The organism is Reichenbachiella sp. (assembly GCF_039944555.1).
Taxonomy (GTDB): Bacteria; Bacteroidota; Bacteroidia; order Cytophagales; family Cyclobacteriaceae; genus Reichenbachiella.
The window spans coordinates 1,011,182-1,032,616 of the sequence record NZ_JBDUYN010000007.1; the positions used below are offsets into that span (position 1 = coordinate 1,011,182).

The window sequence follows — 21,435 nt, forward strand, 5'->3', positions numbered from 1 at the left end:
CATCTCCATAATTTGAAAATCAAACTATGGAGACAGCTTCGTTACTTCGAAATTAAGCCAAGTCGAAGCGGTCAAGGTTCATCACCTTGGTCCACGCCGCCACAAAGTCTTGCAAAAATTTCTCCTGAGCGTCCTCACAGGCATACACTTCGGCGAGTGCTCTCAGCTCGGAGTTCGATCCAAAAATGAGATCGACACGTGTTCCTGTCCACTTCACCTTACCTGTTGTACGATCACTTCCCTCAAACAAATTTTGCTCATCAGAAGTTGCCCTCCAGGTTGTGCTCATGTCCAATAGATTTACGAAGAAGTCACGAGTAAGCGCCTCTGGGCGATCAGTGAAAACGCCGTGCCGAGACTGATCAAAATTGGTATTCAGGACGCGCATACCTCCAACAAGAACCGTCATTTCAGGTGCTGTAAGAGTCAAAAGTTGTGCTTTGTCTATCAACATCTCCTCTGCTGACGCTTTGTAAAGGCTCTTCCTGTAATTGCGGAATCCATCTGCCGTCGGCTTCAGTGCCATAAATGAGTCAACATCCGTTTGCTCTTGCGAGGCGTCCGCACGCCCGGGTGTGAAAGGCACGGTCAGGTCTTGAGCTGCATTTTTGGCCGCCTGCTCAATACCCGCACATCCGCCAAGAACGATCAGGTCAGCCATCGTAACTTCCTTTCCAAAATCGTTTTGGATACCTTCCAATGTTTCCAGGACTTTTCCTAACTGAGCTGGGTTATTAACTTCCCAGTCTTTCTGAGGCTCCAGACGAATACGACCGCCATTGGCACCACCACGCTTGTCTGAACCACGAAAAGTTGATGCCGATGCCCAGGCCGTAGAAACCAATTCAGACACAGAGAGTCCGGAATCCAATATTTTACGCTTCAGCTCCGCAATATCCTGATCATTGATCAACTCATGAGAAACCGCTGGAATAGGGTCCTGCCAGATCAGTTCCTCTTTTGGAACTTCTGGTCCTAAATATAAAGTTCTAGGCCCCATATCGCGATGGGTCAACTTGAACCAGGCTCGAGCGAATGCATCTGCAAACTCGTTAGGATTCTCATGAAAGCGTCGGGAGATAGGTTCGTAGATCGGGTCCATCTTCAGTGCCATATCCGCAGTGGTCATCATCAGGGCTTGGGTTTTAGATGAATCGCCTGCAGCAGGTGCCATCCTTGCATTTGATGCTGCTGTAGGTGTCCACTGATGTGCTCCAGCCGGACTTTTTGTTAACTCCCAATCATAACCAAGTAACACTTCAAAATAATCATTATCCCATTGCGTTGGATTCGGTGTCCATGCACCCTCTATGCCGCTGGTAATCGTATCATCTCCATGTCCGCTACCAAAGGTATTTTTCCAACCTAAATTTTGCTCTTCGATAGACGCACCTGCTGGCTCTCTACCTACGTATTTTCCGGGGTCGGCGGCACCGTGTGCTTTGCCAAAAGTATGACCGCCAGCTACAAGGGCTACAGTTTCTTCATCGTTCATGGCCATTCGACCAAAGGTCTCTCGGATGTCTTGACCCGACGCCACCGGATCGGGCTTGCCATTGGGTCCTTCCGGATTCACATAGATCAAACCCATTTGTACCGCACCCAATGGATTTTCCAATTCTCGATCACCGGTGTATCTTTTGTCTCCCAGCCATTCGACTTCAGAGCCCCAATAAATGTCTTCCAAAGGTTGCCAAACATCTTCGCGACCTCCGGCGAAACCAAAAGTTTTGAATCCCATAGATTCAAGGGCACAATTTCCAGCCAGGATCATGAGGTCGGCCCAGGAGATTTTCTTACCATACTTCTTTTTAATCGGCCACAGCAGTAAACGGGCCTTATCCAAGTTACCATTGTCCGGCCAGCTGTTGAGAGGAGCAAAACGCTGTGCGCCGGAACCTCCGCCACCTCGGCCGTCAGAAATACGGTAGGTACCCGCACTATGCCAGGCCATTCTGATAAAAAGACCACCATAATGACCGTAGTCAGCCGGCCACCAGTCTTGAGAATCTGTCATCAGATTTACGAGATCCTTTTTTATTGCAGCTAGGTCAAGTGTCTTGAACTCTTTTGCATAATCAAATGTCTCGTCCATTGGATTGATTGCACTAGAATGCTGACGAAGGATATTCAATTTCAACTGATTTGGCCACCAATCAAGGTTTGATGTTCCGCTGCCTGCACCGTGATTGAGCTCTCCACCGTGAAAAGGACACTTGCCTGCACCGTTATTATCATTGTTTCCCATTTTTTATAGAATTTATATTTTTCGATTAAGTTCTATTTAAAGGTGAGAAGATATTTCTTATTATTCAAATCAATAATTATTATACTTGTATAATAATAAGTTATATGACTTTACAACAACTTGAATACATCGTATCACTAGATGAATATCGCCATTATGTGACGGCCGCTGAGCATTGTTTTGTTTCACAACCTAATCTTACCATGCAGGTAAAAAAATTGGAAGACGAAATCGGGGTTAGAATTTTTGACCGGGATAAGAAACCCCTTCAACCGACTGAAATTGGGAAAGAAGTTATTATCCGTGCACGACAAATACTTCGTGAATCAAAGCAGTTGAAAGAGTTCGTCAACCATGAGAAAGAGTCTATGGAAGGAGAATTCACCATAGGCATAATCCCAACACTGGCTCCTTACCTACTTCCTCAGTTCCTTCCTTTGTTTATGAAGGAAAACCCGAGTGTTCATTTGAAAATACAAGAACTTCAAACGAGTCAGATTATTTCCCAACTCGAAAACGGAACCATAGATATAGGATTTTTGGTCACTCCACTTAACGAAAGTGCAATTAAGGAAATACCTGTTTTCTACGAACCCTTTCTGCTTTACTTACCCGAAAATCATCGATTTCTCAATGAAAAACTCATGTTAGCTGAAGACCTTGATCCCAGCGAAGTTTTGGTATTAGAAGAAGGGCATTGCTTCAGAGAGCAAGCGCTGGCTATTTGTAAAGAAGCCAAATACGGCTCATCCATAGGTTTTGATTATCAAAGTGGATCTATCGAAGCATTGAAAAGTCTGGTACAAAATGGAGTAGGTTATACACTGGTACCAGAGCTCTCAGTTAGAGACGATCTCGATTCAGTCCATGTTCGTAGGTTTACCAATCCGGAACCGGTACGGGAAGTGAGCATTGTTGTTCACAGCAGCTACATAAAAGAATCCGTCATCAATAGGTTAAAAGACACCATACAAAAGGTCATTCCCGGACGGCTGCTCGAAGGGCAAGCTGTCGTGAAATTTGACTGGAAATGACACACTCATTTCCAAATTAATTGGAGAGAAAGACGATAAAATCCAGCAGAGGAAATGGTTAAATCCTTTATTTTTCAGAATGCAAGATTAAATTTACAGCCGAAATAAAGATTGAAACGTTGAATCCTCCATGCAAACGTAACAGGTAGCGTATTGGTGGAAAATTATTTACAAAATGAAGAAGAAGACTATTTTTAGATTTATAATTATTACCATTCTCATCTCACATACAGGCAAAGCACAAATCAATGAGAGTGAATTGGGTGCTTGGTATATGTATTTCTTCAACACCACCTTCAAAGAGAGTTCATGGGGAGTGCAGGGAGATATTCAATACCGTAATTGGAACCTTGCCGGTGATCTTGAACAATTATTAATTCGAGGCGGCATCACCTATAAACCACAAAATGCCAACATAAAGCTTACGCTAGGGTATGGCAATATAACCACCGGGACCTATGGTTCTGATCAGTCCACCTCGGCCGAAAGTAGAATTTACCAGGAAGCGCTGTATCCGGTTCGAATTGGTCAACGTTTTCATTTGAACCATCGGTTTCGTTTTGAACAACGATTTGTAGAGGGTCAAAATTTCAGAACACGATTCAGGTACAACCTCTTTCTGAACATTCCTTTAAATAACGCTGACATGGAGGACAGAACAATATACCTTTCATTGTACAATGAACTCTTCATTAACGGACAACGAGATATCGGTAATGAAAACCAGGTGGAGCTATTTGATCGGAATAGATTCTACGCGGCAATTGGCTATATCATTAGAAAAGGACTAAGAGTTCAGCTCGGTGCTATGAAGCAAACGACGAACAATTGGAGTAAAGATCAATTACAGATAAGTTTCCACCATCAATTTTAATCTCAAGCAATAAACTATTTCCAAATTGGAAAGTATCTCAATAGCCTTAATATGAAAAGAAAAATTCCGGCCGTCCTTATTGCTATCCTTGTTTCTCACCTGTCTATTAGCCAGGACCTCAACTACGCCAAAAATGTGGTGAAGACTTTGGCTTCTGATGAATTCAAAGGAAGAGGCTATGTTGGGCAAGGAGACCAAATTGCAGCAAAATATATCGGGGCCGAATTTAGAAAACTAGGGCTTAAATCTTTCAAGAAAAATTATTTTCAAAAGTTCACAACATCGGTCAATACCTTTCCATCAGCCATGAACTTAGCGTTGAATGGAACAAAAAAATCTGCCGGAATTGATTACTTAATCGAAGCAGGGTCACCGGGTGTCAAGGGTGAATTTAATACTGTAACCCTTCCCATTGAGGATATGCTCAACCAACACTTATTGTCAGGCAAATTGAGAAGTTCTGAAGGGCAGTTTCTTGTCATTCCTACGTTCAATAGAAAAGACTATACGAATGAACAACAAAAGCGAATTACCGAAGTAATCAATTTCATTAAATATCACCCGGATAACCCAGCTTCTGGTTCCATTATTTTAACGAATGATAAACTAACCTGGGGAGGCTCAACTACGCGTTTTACGAAACCGTCATTTATTGTGGACAATGACAGTAGTACCAGGAATATTGAAAAGGTAACAGTGCATGTTGAAAACAAATACTTCGAACAGTACAAATCTCAAAATGTGATTGGTTATCTGGAGGGTGAAAAATCAGATTCGTTGATCGTATTAATCGCTCACTACGATCACCTCGGCATGATGGGTTCAGAAGCCCTGTTTCCTGGTGCTAACGACAATGCAAGCGGTGTAGCGATGCTACTGAACCTAGCGAAACATTATCAATCAAATAAACCCAAATACAATACCGTATTCATAGCTTTTGGAGGAGAAGAACTTGGTCTACTCGGAGCCAAACACTTCGTTGAAAATCCATTGTTTGAGCTCTCTAGAATCAAGTTTCTAGTGAATTTTGATATTTCAGGTACCGGTGATGAAGGAATACAAGTTGTAAACGGGAAGCTTTATAAAGAAGAGTTTGATCGTCTGGTTCGTATTAATTCTGAAAAGAACTTGTTAGCACAAGTAAAAATAAGAGGTGAAGCATGTAACAGTGATCATTGTATGTTTCACATGAAGAAGGTACCCTGTTTTTTCATCTATACCCTCGGAGGCATCCAAGCCTACCACGATATCTACGACAAATCAGAAACATTGCCATTGACCGAGTTTGAAGATTACTTCAGGCTGATTACACAATTTGTAGACGAATTGTAGGAAAGAACGGCCTAATGACGCATTATTAAAACGATTAAAGCAGTATCCGCCAACCAAAATCAAGCGCTCACGCTCGAGGCCACTCTTTTTACTTCCTGGTTCACTTCATCGCTTTCTATCATGCCATCGCGAAGGCGGATGACTCGATGGGCATATTGTGCTATATCCTCTTCGTGAGTCACCATAATGATGGTATTTCCCTGTGAATGCAACTGTTCAAATAGTTCCATGATATCATATGAGGTTTTGGAATCCAGATTACCTGTGGGTTCATCGGCCAAAATGATACTCGGATTATTCACCAACGCCCTGGCAATCGCAACGCGCTGTCTTTGCCCTCCAGAGAGCTCATTGGGTCTATGGGTAGCCCGGTCTCCCAAGCCTACGCCTTTTAATACTTCATGGGCTCGTTCTTCGCGATCCGATTTACCCATACCCGCATATACCAGAGGAAGGGCCACATTTTCTAACGCTGTAGAACGAGGCAACAGATTGAATGTTTGAAACACAAAACCAATCTCTTTATTTCTGATTTCTGCAAGTTCATTTTCATCTAAATCAGAAACATCATGATTGTTGAGTATATAGGTACCCAAACTTGGCGTATCTAAACAGCCTATAATGTTCATCAGAGTAGACTTACCAGAACCAGAAGGCCCCATAAATGCTACATACTCCCCTTTGTCAATGGAAATACTGATAGACTTTAGTGCGTGAATGGTCTCCGCTCCCATCACATACTTTCTGGCAATTTCTCTGGTTTTTATTATTTCAGACATATTTTACTATTTCCTATAGGACGAGCCTATTTCAGTTCCGTTACTGCATATCGTTGATTTCATCATCCGGATCAGTAAATCCGGATATCATACTACCGAGCAAATCATCTATTCGCATACCATTCTCCAGAGGATGCTTGCTCAGATAACTATATTCAACCAATCCGAACAGGACAAATTCCATTAGGAACAACCTAAAATCTTCGTCCTTGTTCTCTTTAATCTGCTCTTTAACCAACTCCGATAAACCAGGCACTTTATTCAGTTCCTTTTGATATTCTTTATTCGAATAATCATGGAGCAAGTCAATCATATTGCCATTACCAAACCAATCAGCAATCGGCTTGAATGGATCTCGCATCTCGCGATTTTTCCTAACCTGATCAGGGTCAGTGAAATAATCAACAAACAAGCTTCGAACGGCCTTACCGATCAAATTCTGGGCGACTATTCCAGCCCCTTCTTGTTCACCTTCATACACCAACTCAATCTTTCCTGTGATCGAAGGTATAATGCCAATAAAGTCCGCGATACGAACATGTCCTTTCACCTCTTTATTTTTCAACATTCGACGTTCTACTGCACTTACCAGATTTTCGTAAGATGAAATCGTCAGTCTCGCAGAAACGCCACTTTTCACATCCACATATTCGCTACTTCTGGCCTCTATGGCAATTTGTTCTATGAGTAGCTTGGCCAGCTCGTTTATTACAATATCACCTGAACTATTTTTTGCTAATGCAGCTTCTTGCTGCGTGATCTTCAAACCGATTTCAACTGTCTTGGGGTAGTGCGTGATGATCTGACTGCCCAATCTATCTTTTAGAGGGGTCACAATACTACCTCTGTTGGTGTAGTCTTCAGGATTGGCTGTGAATACAAACTGTATATCCAATGGTAACCTGAGTCTGAATCCTCGAATCTGAATATCTCCTTCCTGGAGAATATTAAAAAGTGCTACTTGTATACGTGGTTGTAAATCCGGCAACTCGTTGATAACAAAAATACCTCGATGAGACCGTGGAACCAGGCCATAATGAATGACTCTTTCATCGGAGTATGGCAATTTCAAGGTAGCAGCCTTGATAGGGTCTACGTCTCCTATTAAATCAGCAATAGACACATCCGGTGTGGCCAGTTTTTCGGTGAAACGGTCCTCTCGGCTCAGCCAGCTTACTGGAGTTTCGTCTCCCTTTTCCTTAATTAAATCTATGGCATACTTAGAAAGTGGCGACATAGGGTCATCACTTAAATCACTACCAGTAACTACCGGTATCCATTCATCGAGCAGGCCTACCATCAAGCGTGCGATTTTCGTCTTAGCCTGTCCCCGCAATCCCAACAAATTAATATTGTGCCGGGAAAGAATAGCTCTTTCAATGTCTGGAATCACTGTATCCTCATATCCCCAAATACCCTCAAAAACCTGATTTCCTTCCTGAATAGAGGTAATCAAGTTATTTCTGAGTTCGTCTTTTATCGATCGCGGTTGATAACCGATGGATTGGAGTTGACCTAGTGTGGTCACAGACAATTTCTCCTCGGCAGTTAGGTCTCCGTATGCTTTTGTCATTTATAAATTCTTTCTTCTATTTTTCTTAAAGTCTTCAAATACCAAGTGCCCTAATCCCTGAAGATCGCTGTAATAAGCGTTGCCATTGTTCACGGCTGTGAATTCTTTAACAAACTGTTTTAAATATGGATCCGAGGCAATCATAAAAGTAGTTATTGGGATGTTCAATCTGCGACAGGCTGCGCCCAAATTCATCGTTTTTTTCAATATTTTAGGATCAAGACCAAAGCTGTTTTTATAATATTTAATTCCAACTTTCATGCAAGTTGGTTTACCGTCAGTAATCATAAAAATTTGCTTGTTCTGGTTTTTTTGCTTGCGCAAAATATCCATAGCTAACTCAAGTCCTGCCACAGTATTAGTATGATAGGGTCCCACACTAAGATAAGGCAAATCTTTGATGCTGATTTGCCAGGCATCATTACCAAAGACAATCACATCGAGCGTGTCTTTTTTGTATTTGCTCAAGATCAACTCAGAAAGTGCCATAGCCACCTTTTTGGCAGGAGTAATTCGATCTTCACCATATAAAATCATGGAATGGCTGATATCGATCATCAGTACAGTTGAGGTCTGTGTTTTGAATTCATTATCTACTACCTCAAGGTCATCTTCAGTCAACATGAATTCACCAAATCCATGATTGATCTGAGCATTTCTTAAGCTATCGGTTATAGAAATATGATCCGGAGAATCCCCAAATTGAAAATCCCTGATATCTACACCCTTCTCCTCTCCTCTTCCTGATATAAAGGTATTGTGATCTCCCTTTCCTGACTTTCGTAATTTTCCAAATATCTCTTCCAAAGCACTTTTTCGAAAGTCATTCTCTGTCTTGGCAGTAATTTTCAGCTTCCCTGTATTTTGCTCCTCGTCGAGATAGCCTTTTTCCTTAAGCTCCTCTATGAAGTCTCCTATTCCATAGTTTTCACTCGAAATATTGTACTGTTTATCCAAGTTGGTCAGCCAGCTCAACGCCTCATTGGGGTCACCAGAAGTAATAAGAAGTAGTTCTCTGAATATACTCCATAAATTATCGAAAGTGTCACTTGACTCCTTTTTGTCGGGAATGAATTCAGTAAATCTATAGCCTATCATGCTGCTTCAGTTCAAGTAAACACTTAACATTAAACTGGATAAATCATTTAATGTTGGTATTATTTTAATAAATTTAATGAGCCTTCACAGGAAGAAAAAATAAGCTTGAGAAAATGCCGGGACGAAAACCTATATTAGCTACTCTAGTGCAGGATATGATTCTCTTTATTAGGGACTCAACATTCAAACTATTGCTCGAGCCCAAAGCCAAAAAACCCAAAAAGGATAACTCTAAGATTAATTAGATGCCAATTCTCTCTCCTTACATACCATAAGTAAGTTATTCCGAAAGAAGTTCAAACTTTGAATATTAAATCTACTTAAGTGGCATAGTTCGGAATATCAAATCCCATATTGGGGTTGTTACACCAAATGCACGTTCAGGTTGTTTGTAGTGATGGATACCATGATGTACCCAGAAGAACTTGAAGAAGTTTTTAGGAGGCTGAAATGCATGAATCATAAAATGAATCCAAAGATAACCTGCGTATCCCATAAGAAAGCCTGGTAAAAAGCCCCAAACTAAATTCCCTATGATTAATCTAAAGACCAAAAAGAAAACAAATGAAATCGTCAGACTTAACGGTACCGGCATGGCCAACCTGTCTTTGTCTTTAGGATGGTCATGATGTACACCATGCATGGTATAGACCACTTTTTTTCTGGCAGGAGTTGTTTCTGGCATATGAAACAGAAATCTGTGCATCAAGTATTCCACAAACGTGAATGCCAACGCACCTGCCAAAAATAAGAGGATGAGGGTAATTGCCGTCAATCCATATTCCGTTGCTCCGGTGTAAATCAAATAAGTGGACACAATAGAAAATGCAATCAGAGGCAATGAAATATGCGTTCTGGTGAGTTTTTCTAAGAGAGGGTTATTAAATACCCTTCCTGACCCTGAATTTTTTGCTTTGTTTTCCATGAAACAAGTAGACTATCGATTTAAACCAAGTATTGAAATGCAAACATATCCATAAACCTAAAACAATTGCAATAACGAGCAATTCATTTTAAATGTTATGAGCAAAATCAGGCAAAATCACGAAGCTCCAATTATCAATTCTCTGTTACGATTAAGAAATCGGGTTAAATCATAACTGCTAATGAGCTATGAACCTGAAATGTCTCATTAAATGTGAATGAGGCTCTAGTAATCACCAAAGCCTCAAACTAGAATAAATTCATTGAAAATGCATAATTAATAATCAAAGTTAACTATTCGCAAACCTGATCATAGACAAAAACATGTCCAGCCACATCATTCCATTTTGTTTTCTCACCAGAAAATGTTTCAACCATCTTTGGGCATCCCAGATATAACTCGTCAAAATTACTCTTAATAATTGCCTTTTTTGACTTTCACAGCCTTCTCACCATTGACCACAAACATATAGGACTTATCCACACCACCTGTCAATTTGACTCCTGCTACACCTATGCCCCTGGTCTCTTTGGCATTGGGATCCGCAAATACCTTGATTTTACTATCGAAACCAGGATTGAGCAATTGCATTAGCCTTGGCTTATCTTTCTTTTTATCCCTAAGACCAGATTCAAAAATGATATATTCCCGATTCGCTATTTCGCTAAAATTTGAATTAGCAACTGTTTTGATGCTTTGCGTGGACTCTGCCATCATTGATAATTTGGCAAGTTTACTGATCTTCACCGACAACCTTTTGACATTTTCTGGTTCGAGTTTAATCTTAGTTCCGTCTTCTTTCTTAATAGTAATCTTGTTGAGGTAGCCATTGATCACACCAGCAGCAACTAACTTTCCTTCAAACTCTTCACCGGATGCCGGTATTACCTTAGTAGGTTTCCCTGTAATAAAGGCAATGGCATTTTGGTCCAAACTTTCAATGAATCCCTGTGAAAATATGGGGCTCATTATCAAAGAAAAAACAAATGATAGGGTTATTTTTTCATAGTTTTAATATTAAAAGATTTAATTAATTATGTAACAACATCATCTCTATTGGGCTACTGTTATTGCTTGATGAATTAGCAACTTTAAGCTTAATTAATTCAATTACTTGAAACTAGGTGTATAAATAAACAGACTGAGCGGTGATCATAATTAACTTAGATCATGAATTGCGCTAAAAGATGTCAGGATTACTTTAATCGTACGTTGCTGCAGGCAAATACCATAAATGCTCTAGCTAAATCTTTTCCAGCAAGACTGAAACCTTAGCTGAGCTATAGACTGGATTCGTTTGCAATGTTAAGTCATAATAAAATGAATTGCAAAAACCGACTTTTAGATTAAAGTTCCAGATAATTTACTTCTTGGTAAAGGCTAAGTACTTAAAAGGGAGGATATTGAAGGAATCTTAGCGTTTCACAGATATTTTCTCTCGGAACTCCTCTACAACTTTTCTATACATATTTTCATACATGGGGAGTATATTGGAAAGCTCAAATTCTTGCGCTCTTTTCAACGCAGCCTTTTTGAATTTTGGCAAGTTGTCCTTATCTAAGATTAGAAGGGCTTTGTCGGCCATAGTTTTAATATCTCCAACGTCACATATAAAACCTGTGACCTCGTCTTGATTCAATTCAGGCAGTCCACCGGCGTTAGTCGATATCAGCGGCACCTCGCAGGCCATAGCTTCTAAAGCCGCCAAACCAAAGCTTTCCTTTTCCGATGTCATCAAAAACAAATCTGATACGCTTAACACTTCTTCTACGGCTTCTAGCTTTCCTAAAAACCTTACGTCGTCAATACTGCAGGACTGTTCAGCCAACTTCTCAATAGCCGATCGTTCCGGTCCGTCTCCTACCAAAAGAAGTTTGGCTGGGACCGTTTTTCTAATTTCATTAAATACCTTAACCACGTCTTCCACCCGCTTTACCTTCCTGAAGTTTGAGGTATGAACAATAAGCTTCTCATCATTCGGACAAATGGCTTTTTTAAAATGGTCTTTCTTTTGTTTTTTAAATCGATCCAGGTCTATGAAATTGGGAATGACCTGAATCTCTTTGGATACCTTGAAATGATTATAGGTATCCTTTTTTAAATCATTTGACACTGCTGTGATCCCATCAGATTGATTGATCGAGAAAGTAACTACCGGCTCAAGAGAGGCATCTTTACCTACAATGGTAATATCCGTACCGTGCAGCGTTGTTATAAAAGGCACGTGCAAATTCTCAGCTTTTAAAATTTCTCTTGCCATGTAGGCTGCAGAAGCATGTGGGACTGCATAATGCACATGAAACAGATCCAATTCTTCTCGCTTGGCAACATCAACCATTTTACTTGCCAAAGCGATTTCATAAGGTGGGTATTGAAACAGAGGATAGGGTTTAATATCTACTTCATGGTAAAAAAGATTTTCATTAAAAAAATCTAGTCGGGTGGGTTGCGAATAGGTAATAAAGTGGACTTTATGACCTTCCAGTGCCATTGCCTTTCCGAGCTCTGTTGCCACAACTCCCGATCCACCATAGGTCGGATAACAAACTACTCCTATATTCATCTATTGCTCAATATTTTAATCGTGTTTAAGGTCTTGGTTGATTAGGCGCAAAATTAGACTTGTTGACTATAACAACAACAAAGAACCTCAACATTAAATCAAATCCCTTGGTTCGCTTCCTTTCCTGATTTTAAAAATGACTCATACATCAGGTCGTGAATTTTAGTACGTGTATTGCTTTCTATTAGTTTATAATTCTGAGGATCGGGGTATATCCTGTTTGAAAGGAAAATATAAATTAAATCGTATTCAGGGTCCGCCCAAATCAGAGTACCTGTAAATCCCGAATGGCCAAATGACCGTTCTGAAGCATACCTGGAAGCATTACCGACGGAGAAATCGGGTTTATCCCAACCCAAAGCTCTCCTGTCATCCAGATTTTTCTTTGAAGTGAATACTTGAACAATGGAATCAGGGAAGAACTGCACACCGCCATAATATCCATTCTGAAGTAGCATTTGCATGTACTTAGCCAAGTCATTGGCATTCGAAAAGAGCCCTGCGTGCCCGCTAACTCCACCAAGAAGTGCTGCATTTTTGTCATGCACAACACCTTGAAGTAAAGTTGACCTGAAGCCAATATCCTGTTCGGTTGGAGCAATCTGTGTGCTCTGAAATCTTTCAAGTGGATTAAAAGTTGTGTAGTCCATACCAAGAGGCTTATAGATCAGCTCACGGACTGATTGATCAAAGTGACAGGTACAATCATCTTCAACGACCTCTTTCATAACCATAAAACCCAGGTCACTATATAAATATCTATAGCTCCCATCATTGTTTGAAAGGCTGTTGTACTTTGAATCCGCAATCCATGATTGGATAGAATCATTCCAATTGATTGAATGGTAGCTATATTTTCTCCGCCATTTCTTCTTCTTATAGAGAAAAACTGCACTATCAGCAGCATATTTAGCATACCGCCAAAAAGGAATGTAAGACTTCAAACCCGACTGATGAGTTAGAATATTTTCTATTGTAAGATTTGTATTATCAGTTGAATGGTAAGCAGACAGATAATCACCCAAATGGCTTTGCAGAGAAATTTTTCCTTCAGACATCCTTTCCATAACAGCTGGTACCGTAGCCACTGTTTTCGTAAGAGAAGCGACATCGTACAAATGATCCCATCTCACAGACGATAAACTATCATAGGTAAGATATCCAAAACTCTTATCGTATACCACCTTCCCATCTTTAACCATCATGATCTGGCAGCCAGGCATCGCTTTCTCCGCAATAGCGCCTTCCACCAGCGAGTCAATTCGACTTAGTACTTTGTCATCTACTGTCAACTCATCGTCACTTAGATAAGTTAACCTATTAATGGCCTTCCTGAAGATTCCTTTACGAGAACCGTTATTCTGGAGATATCCCGGCAAGGCCCCAATTATTGGTCGGGCTCCAAAAGTCATTTCCACCATTACGGCAAGATTTTTCGAAGAAATTTCCGGGCTCCATATTAGCGTAGTGAATTGACTATTATTGATAAAACTTCCATTCTGACTGTAAAATGTAATTATCGGGCTTCTGGTATTGAGTGAATCACATATGCTCTGAGCCTGAATAAAATCTGCCTCATTCTCAAACGAGGTCAAATCGATTAAAATTATTGCCTCAGAAGGAAGCATAGTGAATAGGGAATCAATTGGGCTATCCAATACCGACAATGGCAAATGCGTTGCCGTTTTATATTTATCCACCGTTAGTTCAAAAACTGCTTTATTATCTGATATCGTTAATATTTTTTTGTTTTCTAAATTAATTATGGGAACCAAATGATTCTTGTCTTGAACCAACGTAATGTCCGTATTACTGAATTTTCTGCTTACGTTTTCCCATGATGTAGCTTCGTCAGTAGGCATTTTCAATTGCATTTCTACATGATTCAACAATTGATAATAGTCCTTTACATGTCGTTTAAAACTTCCTTTATTTTGAATGTCTTTGAGTAATAGAGCATTAATCAATTCTTGTGGTTTCGATTCCTTAGAAACAGTAATTAGACCCGCCCCTCTTTCGATCTGAGCGATAGTTGTTTCAATCTGCCTGGATTGATCAATGAGAATCTGACCATCGTTATTCTTTTTTCTATAATTCTTAAAAGTTTTCTTAGCGAGTATTCCATTTTCTGCAACCTTATTTACATCTACAATTTGGATAGTCATTTGAATACCAGTGCCTACGCCGTTTGCCAAACCAATCGGGTTTTGACCAGTCAGATAGTGAGAAATATTTCCGGCAGATAGGCCATTCAGATAATTAACCACTTTTTTTATTTCATGATTCGTGTAGTAATTGGGTAATTCGGAAAATTGAATTAGACCAATTCCCATTTTGCGTAAATGATCAGCATGAGCCAGTCCAAGCTTAAAAACCAAATCTTCATCTGTCAGGCATTCTATAGAAAATCGACCGGGAAACACCTGGAGGTTGTCAAATGGTAATTCAAAAATATTAGTTATTTCTACAATATGCAGTAATGGCTCAGTTCGCCTTTTTTGATTTTGCGAAATCCACTGCTTCACCTCTTCCTGATCTCCATTTGGAACAATGACTCCACCTATTCCATAGGTACGAATCATACTCTCAACCTCAACGCGGTCATGTAAGTCATTAAAATCACCTAGTCGATAAATGAGGGTTGGAAGCGTTTGCTTGCTTTTCATCCATCGAGAAAAAAGACTGTCTTTCTCTATAGTATTTGAGAGTGGTACATCAGCTGCCCATGCGCATGGGTTGATCAGAAATAGACTTAAAATAAGACCAACTCTACCCACGTTTGTCCGTAATAAATGAGAAACTAAGTAAGTTTGCATACAGAATAATCAAAGTATTTGCTACAGGAGGATACAAGTAGTCAAGTCGAAAATTATTCATATTATAATTAACCAACGAATAGCTTACATAAAGAGTGCCATTTTTTCGATAAATGGTAATTTATGATTTGATTTGTTGAGAATAAAGAACATGACGCTATGAAATTCCCTTCATTGATTCGTACGAACAAGTTTAGTCAGTTTCATTACGAACCTCGCTATTATGATCCTATCAAAGAGGAGATTGAAGGTAAATTGAAAGCTGCAAGGACTAACAAAGGGAAACAAAGTTTATCAGGTGGCCATGCGTCCAGTATAAGTGCAGCTTTCCGCAAAAGAGAAAGAAAATCCAGTCAGACGTCTATTGTCCAAATGCTAATCGCCGCAGCGATGTTGACCACCTTTGTAGGTTGGATATTTTATGGTAATGATGTGTTCTACATTTATCTGATACTTTCCCCTCTTTACTTTTATTTTAGACTAAAAGGAAGAAATAAACCCAGAGATTAATGCCCGACATCATCAATCTGCTACCAGATGCTATCGCCAACCAAATAGCCGCAGGTGAAGTAGTGCAAAGACCTGCGTCTGTGGTAAAAGAATTGCTCGAAAATAGTGTTGACGCTGGCAGTGCAAGTATCCAGCTGAACATTAGTGATGCCGGGAAGGTTCTTATTCAGGTCATTGATAATGGCTTAGGTATGTCAGAGACGGACGCACGTATGTGCTTTGAACGGCATGCCACATCTAAGATTGCTTCCTCAGAAGATCTGTTCAAAATCAAAACCATGGGTTTCAGAGGTGAAGCATTGGCTTCGATTGCTGCGGTGGCACGAGTCGAGCTCAAATCCAAAACTGCCGAGTCCGAATTGGGAACTTTCATTCATATAGAAGCCTCTGAAATTAAGAAACAGGAACCTGTGTCGATTAGCCAAGGTACTTCTATATCAGTAAAAAATCTTTTCTACAATGTACCTGCACGACGTAATTTCCTAAAGAGTAACCCGGTTGAGATGCGGCACATTCTGGATGAATTTCATCGAGTGGCCCTGTCAAATCCTACCATTTCATTTACGTTAACTCAAAATGACAAAGAAATTTATCAACTCCAGGCGGGTAAATTGAGCCAGCGTATCGTTACGCTATTCGGCAAAAACTATCAAAAGCAACTCATTACCTGCGAGGAAGAAACTCATTGGCTGAAAGTACAGGGGTACATTGGCATCCCTGAATTATGCAAGAAAACACGTGGTGAGCAATTTTTCTTCATCAATAATCGGTTTATTAAAAGCAGCTATCTCAATCACGCCGTTCAAGGGGCCTATGAAGGCATGATTCAGGAGGGTCAGTTTCCTTTTTATGCGCTGTTCATTGAGATGGATCCTATTCATATTGATATCAATGTCCATCCCACAAAAACTGAAGTAAAATTTGATGATGAACGAAGTGTCTATGGAATTGTGAAGGCCGCTGTTAAACAAGCACTGGGTACACACAACGTAACCCCTAGTTTGGATTTTGGCTCAGATGTCAATTTCAAAAATCTCGCTATCGACAATTCGCATTTCAATGCCCCTACCCGATCGGAAGGGAACTATGGCAGTTTCAAATCTCTGGACAAACAGGGAAAGAGTACACGCTGGGATGAAATGTACGAACAGGCCATTGATGAATCAAAACCATCTCCAGCTGAAATTAGACGTGAAGAGTTGGCCGGACTCAGCAGTCAAATGATTTTCCAGAGTGAAGTCAATGCTCAACAATCTGCTGATCTAAATCTGGAAGAGACCAATATTAAGCCCGTGCTGATGCATGAGAAATATGTACTCAAGCAAGTGAAGACCGGGGTAATGGTCGTAGATGTGATTTTAGCTCATGAACGCATTCTTTACGAAAAGTATCTGGAAACCCTCCACAAAAAATCTGGTGCATCACAGCGAAGTTTGTTTCCGGTAACTTTTGAAATGAGTGCTACGGACTTCATTTTAGTTATGGAATTGAAGGAAGAAATAGGTGCCATTGGGTTTGAATTTGAGGAGTTTGGGAAAAATGCTGTGGCTATCAACGGAATCCCCGCAGATATCAAAAACATCAATGAAAAGGAACTATTTGAAGGACTTTTAGAGCAGTTCAAATACAACAAATCTGAGCTCTCGCTCAGTACTCAAGAAAATATGGCCAGGTCGATCGCAAAAAGATCTGCCAGCAAAACAAAAATTTCAAATGACAGTATAGAACTAAGAACTTTGATCGACCGACTGTTCGCTTGCCAACAACCTAACTATACGCCAAATGGCACCCCAACATTTATTATATTGGGCCTTGAAAAAATTGCAGAGTTTTTTAATCAATAGCACATGTTTCAACTGACACCAATTGTCAAGAATATTCTTATTATTAATGGAATACTGTTGTTCCTGGAATACATCCTAAAAGTGAGTTTTGCTCCTATTTTCGGAGTGCATTATATTTTCTCAGACCACTTTTACATATTTCAATACATCACTTACATGTGGCTGCATGGTGGAATGTGGCATCTGTTTAGCAATATGTTCGCCGTATTGGTGTTCGGCCCGATGCTCGAACGAATCTGGGGTTCTAAGCGCTTCCTTACCTTTTATCTGATTACTGGTATTGGTGCAGGTGTTCTTTATGGCGTTGTAGACACCATAGGAAAAGGCGACTTGAGTGGAGACACAGAAACCTTTATTGCAAATCCAAATCCTGACGATTTCTACATCTACACACACAACTATAAGTCAAGGAGATTTGATATGGTGAAAGTTGGAGATTTTGCAGACGAATACTATGATCAGGCAGATAATCCCAGTTATACGAGCCAAGCCATTGAGATTGTAAATGCTATCTATAAAGATTTGACAAGTATTCCCATGATAGGAGCATCCGGTGCTGTATTCGGTATCCTGCTTGCGTTTGCTATGCTCTTTCCTAATACTGAACTGATGCTGCTGTTTCCCCCAATACCAATTAAGGCAAAATATTTAGTGTTTTTCTATGGCGCTTACGAACTTTATTCAGAAATTAATCGAACGGGCGGAGACAATGTGGCTCACTTCACCCACCTGAGTGGAATGTTAATTGCATTCATTATCTTAAAATATTGGCAAAGACAGCGCGGTAATTTTTATTAATACGTTATTTGTAGTAAGAATATGATGGACAATTTGTTACATGAGTTTAAAGACGCCTGGCAGAGACCCAATAATGCCCTTCCACAGATCATTATCATCAATGTGGTGGTTTTTTTGGTGCTTGTGATACTCAATCTCTTTGGTAATATAGACGCTCTTTCAGGAATAAATTCTTTTGTCCAAAGACAGTTTTCAATTCCCTCACAGTTTTCTGAATTCATCTTCAGGCCATGGACGATTATTACCTATGCCTTTTCTCATAGTTTAAATGGGATTATGCATATCCTATTTAATATGCTCTTTTTGTACTGGTTTGGGAAATTGATTGTCGAATACTTAGGTAATCAGAAACTGATTAACATCTATGTACTTGGAGCAATCACAGGCGCCACACTGTATCTATTAGCTTACAATATTGTGCCTGGACTTACAGACCATAGAGCTACAATGGTAGGGGCGTCAGGAGCCGTTTATGCGGTAGTGCTTGCCGCAGCTACTCTGATTCCGAATTACACCTTTTTTCTGCTATTTTTTGGGCCTGTGAAAATCAAGTACATCGCTCTTTTCGTTTTAGCAACTTCTTTAATTGGTCTAAATGGGCCTAATATAGGAGGAAATCTAGCTCATCTGGGAGGTGGGTTTATTGGTGTTTTCTATATCAAGCAATTGCAGTCTGGCACTGACTGGGGTGCCTGGATCGATAGTATAATGAGATTTTTCATGAGCTTTTTTGTTCGTCAACCTAAAATGAAAGTGTCCAGTCAGAAGAAAACAAGAGCTTCTTCAACTTCCTCGTATTCAGGTGGTAACCAATCCACTGCTAACAATATTGCAGATCAAGCAGAAATAGATAAGATACTGGACAAAATATCCCAGTCGGGATATGAGAGTCTGAGCAAGGAAGAGAAACAAAAGCTTTTTAATGCGAGTAAGAAGGGATGATCTCCTCATCCGAAATTCAAAGCTCAATATTTAAAACTCAAATTTTTAGTTTTAAAGTTTCATCTCTCGTTCTTGTGTTTTTGGTACTTGTCACATTTACCACTTGTAAAGAAGAAGGCGACGTGATCTTTCACGACAGTTTCGAATATTATGATGTAGGCTTTGCTCCGCGAGGTCCTTGGACTATTGATGGCCAAGGAATCATTAGAGTTGATTCGGCAAGAAGTCACAGCGGAGAATTATCCGTTTATTTTGAATCGAACGAAGGATTCGACAATCGGGCATTTATTAAATTGATCGGCAATCCATTATTTCCATTCGTATACAATCGAATTTCGGGATCTTTTTACATTTGGCTGGATGAAGCATCGCCTGATGGCATTCACTGGACTATGGTTCAGGCCGGAGGCTCAGTAAGTGGCAAAGGCTATAAAAGTGAGGTTCGCTATGGTGGGCAGCACCACAAACAACTCATGGCTAATTATGATACCCAAGGAAAAAACACCGACTGCTGGCATCATTCAACAACTGCCATGCCTGAGAGGCAATGGGTGAAAGTCGGATGGCTGTTTGATGGTACAAACGAAACCATGAAATTTTGGCTCAACGATGAACTCGTCAAAGACCTGATTGTAATAAAAAAAGGGCAAGGCTGCCTTGGAAATGATCTTGGAGGTAAGTGGGTTTTTCCCGTCTTTGAAGAATTAATGATTGGTTGGGTCGATTATCAAACTGGCGGTGGTACTCGTCGATTTTGGATAGATGATGTGATGCTTTACCATTGAGTCTTTGGTTTGATTCTAACAGTAAATGTGAATTTAGTTCCGAAACCTTGAGTAGAGTCGACCCAGATATTTCCTCCAGCTTCGTTTATTATCTTTTTCACAGTAGCCAGACCTACACCTGAACTGTCCTTGGTTTTATCCTGATTCACCTTATTGAACAATTTGAACATGTTTTCCTGGTGCTCCTTGGCAACACCTGGCCCATTATCCGATATGGAGATATGATAATAATGATCATCCATTGTGCTGGAAAATTCTATCACGCACTGATTTTTATCATTGAACTTGAGTGCGTTACTCATTAGATTAGATATTACCTGTTTGAGAACTGTGTTATTGTAACTGATTTCCGGCAGCTCATTTTTAAATACGATCTTTGCGTCTCCCTTAGCGGTTAAGGTATCTGCTACTTCATTGATGAATGGCTCAAGGTTAATGCGTTCTAACTTGGCTTCTCTTCCACTTGCCTTAGAATATTGTAGAATTCCATCGATTAAGGAACGCATTTTGTCATTGGTCTGATTAAGTAATCCCAAATATTCGCGTACTTCATCAGGTTGTTCATCACCCAATGAATTTTCAATAATTGAGACTAGACCTTTCGCATTATTTAGTGGTGATTTTAAGTCATGTGAAACGGTATGCGCAAAATACTCTAAATTCTTATTGATACTTTCAAGCTGAAGATGGTACTCTTTAGCCTCCTCTTCCTGCAGTTTTCGTTTGGTGATATCATGTCCCATTGACAAATAACTGACTATTTCTCCCTGGCTATTAAAAAATGGAACAATAGATGTATCCACCCAGTAACCTATCCCCTCTTTGTTGAGATTCATAATCTCATTTTGCCAAATATTACCCTGGCTGATTATTTGCCACATTCCATCCCAAAAGACTCGCTTGTGTTGATCTGATTTCAAAATACTATGATTTTGACCAATAAGTTCAGCTTTAGTATAGCCTGAAATTTCACAAAACATGTCATTCACATAAGTGATGATGCCGTTGCCATCAGATATGCTGACTATTGAGGAAATATCAAGCGCAGACTGATATCTACTAACCTCCTGCAAAGAAAGAAGTAGTTCACTATTGGTTTCTTTTAAATTATCAATTTCAGACTGTTTGTCCTCCAGTGCAACGGTTACAATATTAAGGGCATCCACGATCGACGCGCTGGCGTCTGCATCGTCAAATTGTAGCAATTCTTTCTGAGCTTTAACTACTTCCATATTGACAATAATATCGAACACCTCTTTGATCGTTTCCTCACTCATTCACACATAATTAAATCATTGGTTAATGACCGAGATA

The 21,435-nt window shown here is 40.0% G+C and carries 17 protein-coding genes; 8 read left to right on the forward strand and 9 right to left on the reverse strand.

Annotated features, from left to right (window positions below; translation table 11 throughout):
* Positions 1-52: 52 nt before the first annotated feature.
* Positions 53-2,248: a catalase/peroxidase HPI gene (gene katG, locus ABJD64_RS12875; protein WP_348179294.1), complete on the reverse strand. Its 2,196-nt coding sequence runs from the start codon at positions 2,246-2,248 to the stop codon at positions 53-55.
* Between the two features lie 104 nt (positions 2,249-2,352).
* Here katG and ABJD64_RS12880 point away from each other — a divergent pair, with 104 nt between their 5' ends.
* The 3 genes from ABJD64_RS12880 (at position 2,353) to ABJD64_RS12890 (ending at position 5,488) form a co-directional block, all read left to right on the forward strand.
* Positions 2,353-3,282 (forward strand): LysR substrate-binding domain-containing protein, encoded by a 930-nt coding sequence (locus ABJD64_RS12880; RefSeq protein WP_348179295.1) that lies wholly within the window; start codon positions 2,353-2,355, stop codon positions 3,280-3,282.
* 175 nt (positions 3,283-3,457) lie between these two features.
* Positions 3,458-4,156 (forward strand): DUF2490 domain-containing protein, encoded by a 699-nt coding sequence (locus ABJD64_RS12885; RefSeq protein WP_348179296.1) that lies wholly within the window; start codon positions 3,458-3,460, stop codon positions 4,154-4,156.
* Between the two features lie 51 nt (positions 4,157-4,207).
* Positions 4,208-5,488 carry a M20/M25/M40 family metallo-hydrolase gene (locus ABJD64_RS12890; RefSeq protein WP_348179297.1) on the forward strand — a complete coding sequence of 427 codons (1,281 nt, stop codon included), beginning with the start codon at positions 4,208-4,210 and terminating at the stop codon, positions 5,486-5,488.
* Positions 5,489-5,547: 59 nt separating this feature from the next.
* Here the strand turns inward: ABJD64_RS12890 and ABJD64_RS12895 are convergent, their stop codons facing one another.
* The 7 genes from ABJD64_RS12895 to ABJD64_RS12925 form a co-directional block, all read right to left on the reverse strand.
* Positions 5,548-6,267, reverse strand: a complete 720-nt coding sequence (locus ABJD64_RS12895; protein WP_348179298.1) for an ABC transporter ATP-binding protein — start codon at positions 6,265-6,267, stop codon at positions 5,548-5,550.
* A gap of 40 nt (positions 6,268-6,307) precedes the next feature.
* Positions 6,308-7,840, reverse strand: coding sequence for a magnesium chelatase (locus tag ABJD64_RS12900; protein ID WP_348179299.1), 1,533 nt, complete (start codon positions 7,838-7,840; stop codon positions 6,308-6,310).
* Entirely contained in the window at positions 7,841-8,938 is a 1,098-nt protein-coding gene (locus tag ABJD64_RS12905; RefSeq protein WP_348179300.1) for a VWA domain-containing protein, read from the reverse strand. It abuts the gene before it with no gap.
* A 316-nt stretch (positions 8,939-9,254) separates the two neighbouring features.
* Positions 9,255-9,863, reverse strand: coding sequence for a sterol desaturase family protein (locus tag ABJD64_RS12910; RefSeq protein ID WP_348179301.1), 609 nt, complete (start codon positions 9,861-9,863; stop codon positions 9,255-9,257).
* A gap of 414 nt (positions 9,864-10,277) precedes the next feature.
* Positions 10,278-10,832 (reverse strand): hypothetical protein, encoded by a 555-nt coding sequence (locus ABJD64_RS12915; protein WP_348179302.1) that lies wholly within the window; start codon positions 10,830-10,832, stop codon positions 10,278-10,280.
* 445 nt (positions 10,833-11,277) lie between these two features.
* Positions 11,278-12,426 carry an N-acetyl-alpha-D-glucosaminyl L-malate synthase BshA gene (gene bshA / locus ABJD64_RS12920; protein ID WP_348179303.1) on the reverse strand — a complete coding sequence of 383 codons (1,149 nt, stop codon included), beginning with the start codon at positions 12,424-12,426 and terminating at the stop codon, positions 11,278-11,280.
* 98 nt (positions 12,427-12,524) lie between these two features.
* Entirely contained in the window at positions 12,525-15,242 is a 2,718-nt protein-coding gene (locus ABJD64_RS12925) for a serine hydrolase (protein WP_348179304.1), read from the reverse strand.
* 159 nt (positions 15,243-15,401) lie between these two features.
* Between ABJD64_RS12925 and ABJD64_RS12930 the strand changes: the two genes are divergently transcribed.
* From ABJD64_RS12930 to ABJD64_RS12950, 5 genes are all read left to right on the forward strand, one after another.
* Positions 15,402-15,752 carry a hypothetical protein gene (locus ABJD64_RS12930; protein ID WP_348179305.1) on the forward strand — a complete coding sequence of 117 codons (351 nt, stop codon included), beginning with the start codon at positions 15,402-15,404 and terminating at the stop codon, positions 15,750-15,752.
* On the forward strand, positions 15,752-17,596 hold the full coding sequence (gene mutL, locus ABJD64_RS12935; RefSeq protein WP_348179306.1) for a DNA mismatch repair endonuclease MutL: 1,845 nt from the start codon (positions 15,752-15,754) through the stop codon (positions 17,594-17,596). The genes ABJD64_RS12930 and mutL overlap by 1 nt, the downstream gene beginning before the upstream one ends.
* Positions 17,597-17,599: 3 nt before the next feature.
* Positions 17,600-18,394, forward strand: a complete 795-nt coding sequence (locus ABJD64_RS12940) for a rhomboid family intramembrane serine protease (RefSeq protein ID WP_348179307.1) — start codon at positions 17,600-17,602, stop codon at positions 18,392-18,394.
* Between the two features lie 21 nt (positions 18,395-18,415).
* A complete protein-coding gene (locus ABJD64_RS12945; RefSeq protein ID WP_348179308.1) occupies positions 18,416-19,336 on the forward strand; it encodes a rhomboid family intramembrane serine protease in 921 nt (306 codons plus the stop codon).
* Between the two features lie 74 nt (positions 19,337-19,410).
* On the forward strand, positions 19,411-20,121 hold the full coding sequence (locus ABJD64_RS12950; protein WP_348179309.1) for a hypothetical protein: 711 nt from the start codon (positions 19,411-19,413) through the stop codon (positions 20,119-20,121).
* Here ABJD64_RS12950 and ABJD64_RS12955 read toward each other — a convergent pair.
* A complete protein-coding gene (locus ABJD64_RS12955; RefSeq protein ID WP_348179310.1) occupies positions 20,112-21,398 on the reverse strand; it encodes a PAS domain-containing sensor histidine kinase in 1,287 nt (428 codons plus the stop codon). The two genes, ABJD64_RS12950 and ABJD64_RS12955, sit on opposite strands and share 10 nt — an antisense overlap.
* Positions 21,399-21,435 lie beyond the last annotated feature (37 nt).

What these genes read in the sequence shown, in the direction of transcription:
- mutL (WP_348179306.1), top strand. Translation starts at nt 15,752, where the DNA reads ATGCCCGACATCATCAATCTGCTACCAGATGCTATCGCCAACCAAATA.
- ABJD64_RS12900 (WP_348179299.1), bottom strand. Translation starts at nt 7,840, where the DNA reads ATGACAAAAGCATACGGAGACCTAACTGCCGAGGAGAAATTGTCTGTG.
- ABJD64_RS12945 (WP_348179308.1), top strand. Translation starts at nt 18,416, where the DNA reads ATGATGGACAATTTGTTACATGAGTTTAAAGACGCCTGGCAGAGACCC.
- ABJD64_RS12910 (WP_348179301.1), bottom strand. Translation starts at nt 9,863, where the DNA reads ATGGAAAACAAAGCAAAAAATTCAGGGTCAGGAAGGGTATTTAATAAC.
- katG (WP_348179294.1), bottom strand. Translation starts at nt 2,248, where the DNA reads ATGGGAAACAATGATAATAACGGTGCAGGCAAGTGTCCTTTTCACGGT.
- bshA (WP_348179303.1), bottom strand. Translation starts at nt 12,426, where the DNA reads ATGAATATAGGAGTAGTTTGTTATCCGACCTATGGTGGATCGGGAGTT.
- ABJD64_RS12890 (WP_348179297.1), top strand. Translation starts at nt 4,208, where the DNA reads ATGAAAAGAAAAATTCCGGCCGTCCTTATTGCTATCCTTGTTTCTCAC.
- ABJD64_RS12940 (WP_348179307.1), top strand. Translation starts at nt 17,600, where the DNA reads ATGTTTCAACTGACACCAATTGTCAAGAATATTCTTATTATTAATGGA.
- ABJD64_RS12885 (WP_348179296.1), top strand. Translation starts at nt 3,458, where the DNA reads ATGAAGAAGAAGACTATTTTTAGATTTATAATTATTACCATTCTCATC.
- ABJD64_RS12955 (WP_348179310.1), bottom strand. Translation starts at nt 21,398, where the DNA reads ATGAGTGAGGAAACGATCAAAGAGGTGTTCGATATTATTGTCAATATG.
- ABJD64_RS12905 (WP_348179300.1), bottom strand. Translation starts at nt 8,938, where the DNA reads ATGATAGGCTATAGATTTACTGAATTCATTCCCGACAAAAAGGAGTCA.
- ABJD64_RS12930 (WP_348179305.1), top strand. Translation starts at nt 15,402, where the DNA reads ATGAAATTCCCTTCATTGATTCGTACGAACAAGTTTAGTCAGTTTCAT.
- ABJD64_RS12915 (WP_348179302.1), bottom strand. Translation starts at nt 10,832, where the DNA reads ATGAGCCCCATATTTTCACAGGGATTCATTGAAAGTTTGGACCAAAAT.
- ABJD64_RS12895 (WP_348179298.1), bottom strand. Translation starts at nt 6,267, where the DNA reads ATGTCTGAAATAATAAAAACCAGAGAAATTGCCAGAAAGTATGTGATG.
- ABJD64_RS12925 (WP_348179304.1), bottom strand. Translation starts at nt 15,242, where the DNA reads ATGCAAACTTACTTAGTTTCTCATTTATTACGGACAAACGTGGGTAGA.
- ABJD64_RS12880 (WP_348179295.1), top strand. Translation starts at nt 2,353, where the DNA reads ATGACTTTACAACAACTTGAATACATCGTATCACTAGATGAATATCGC.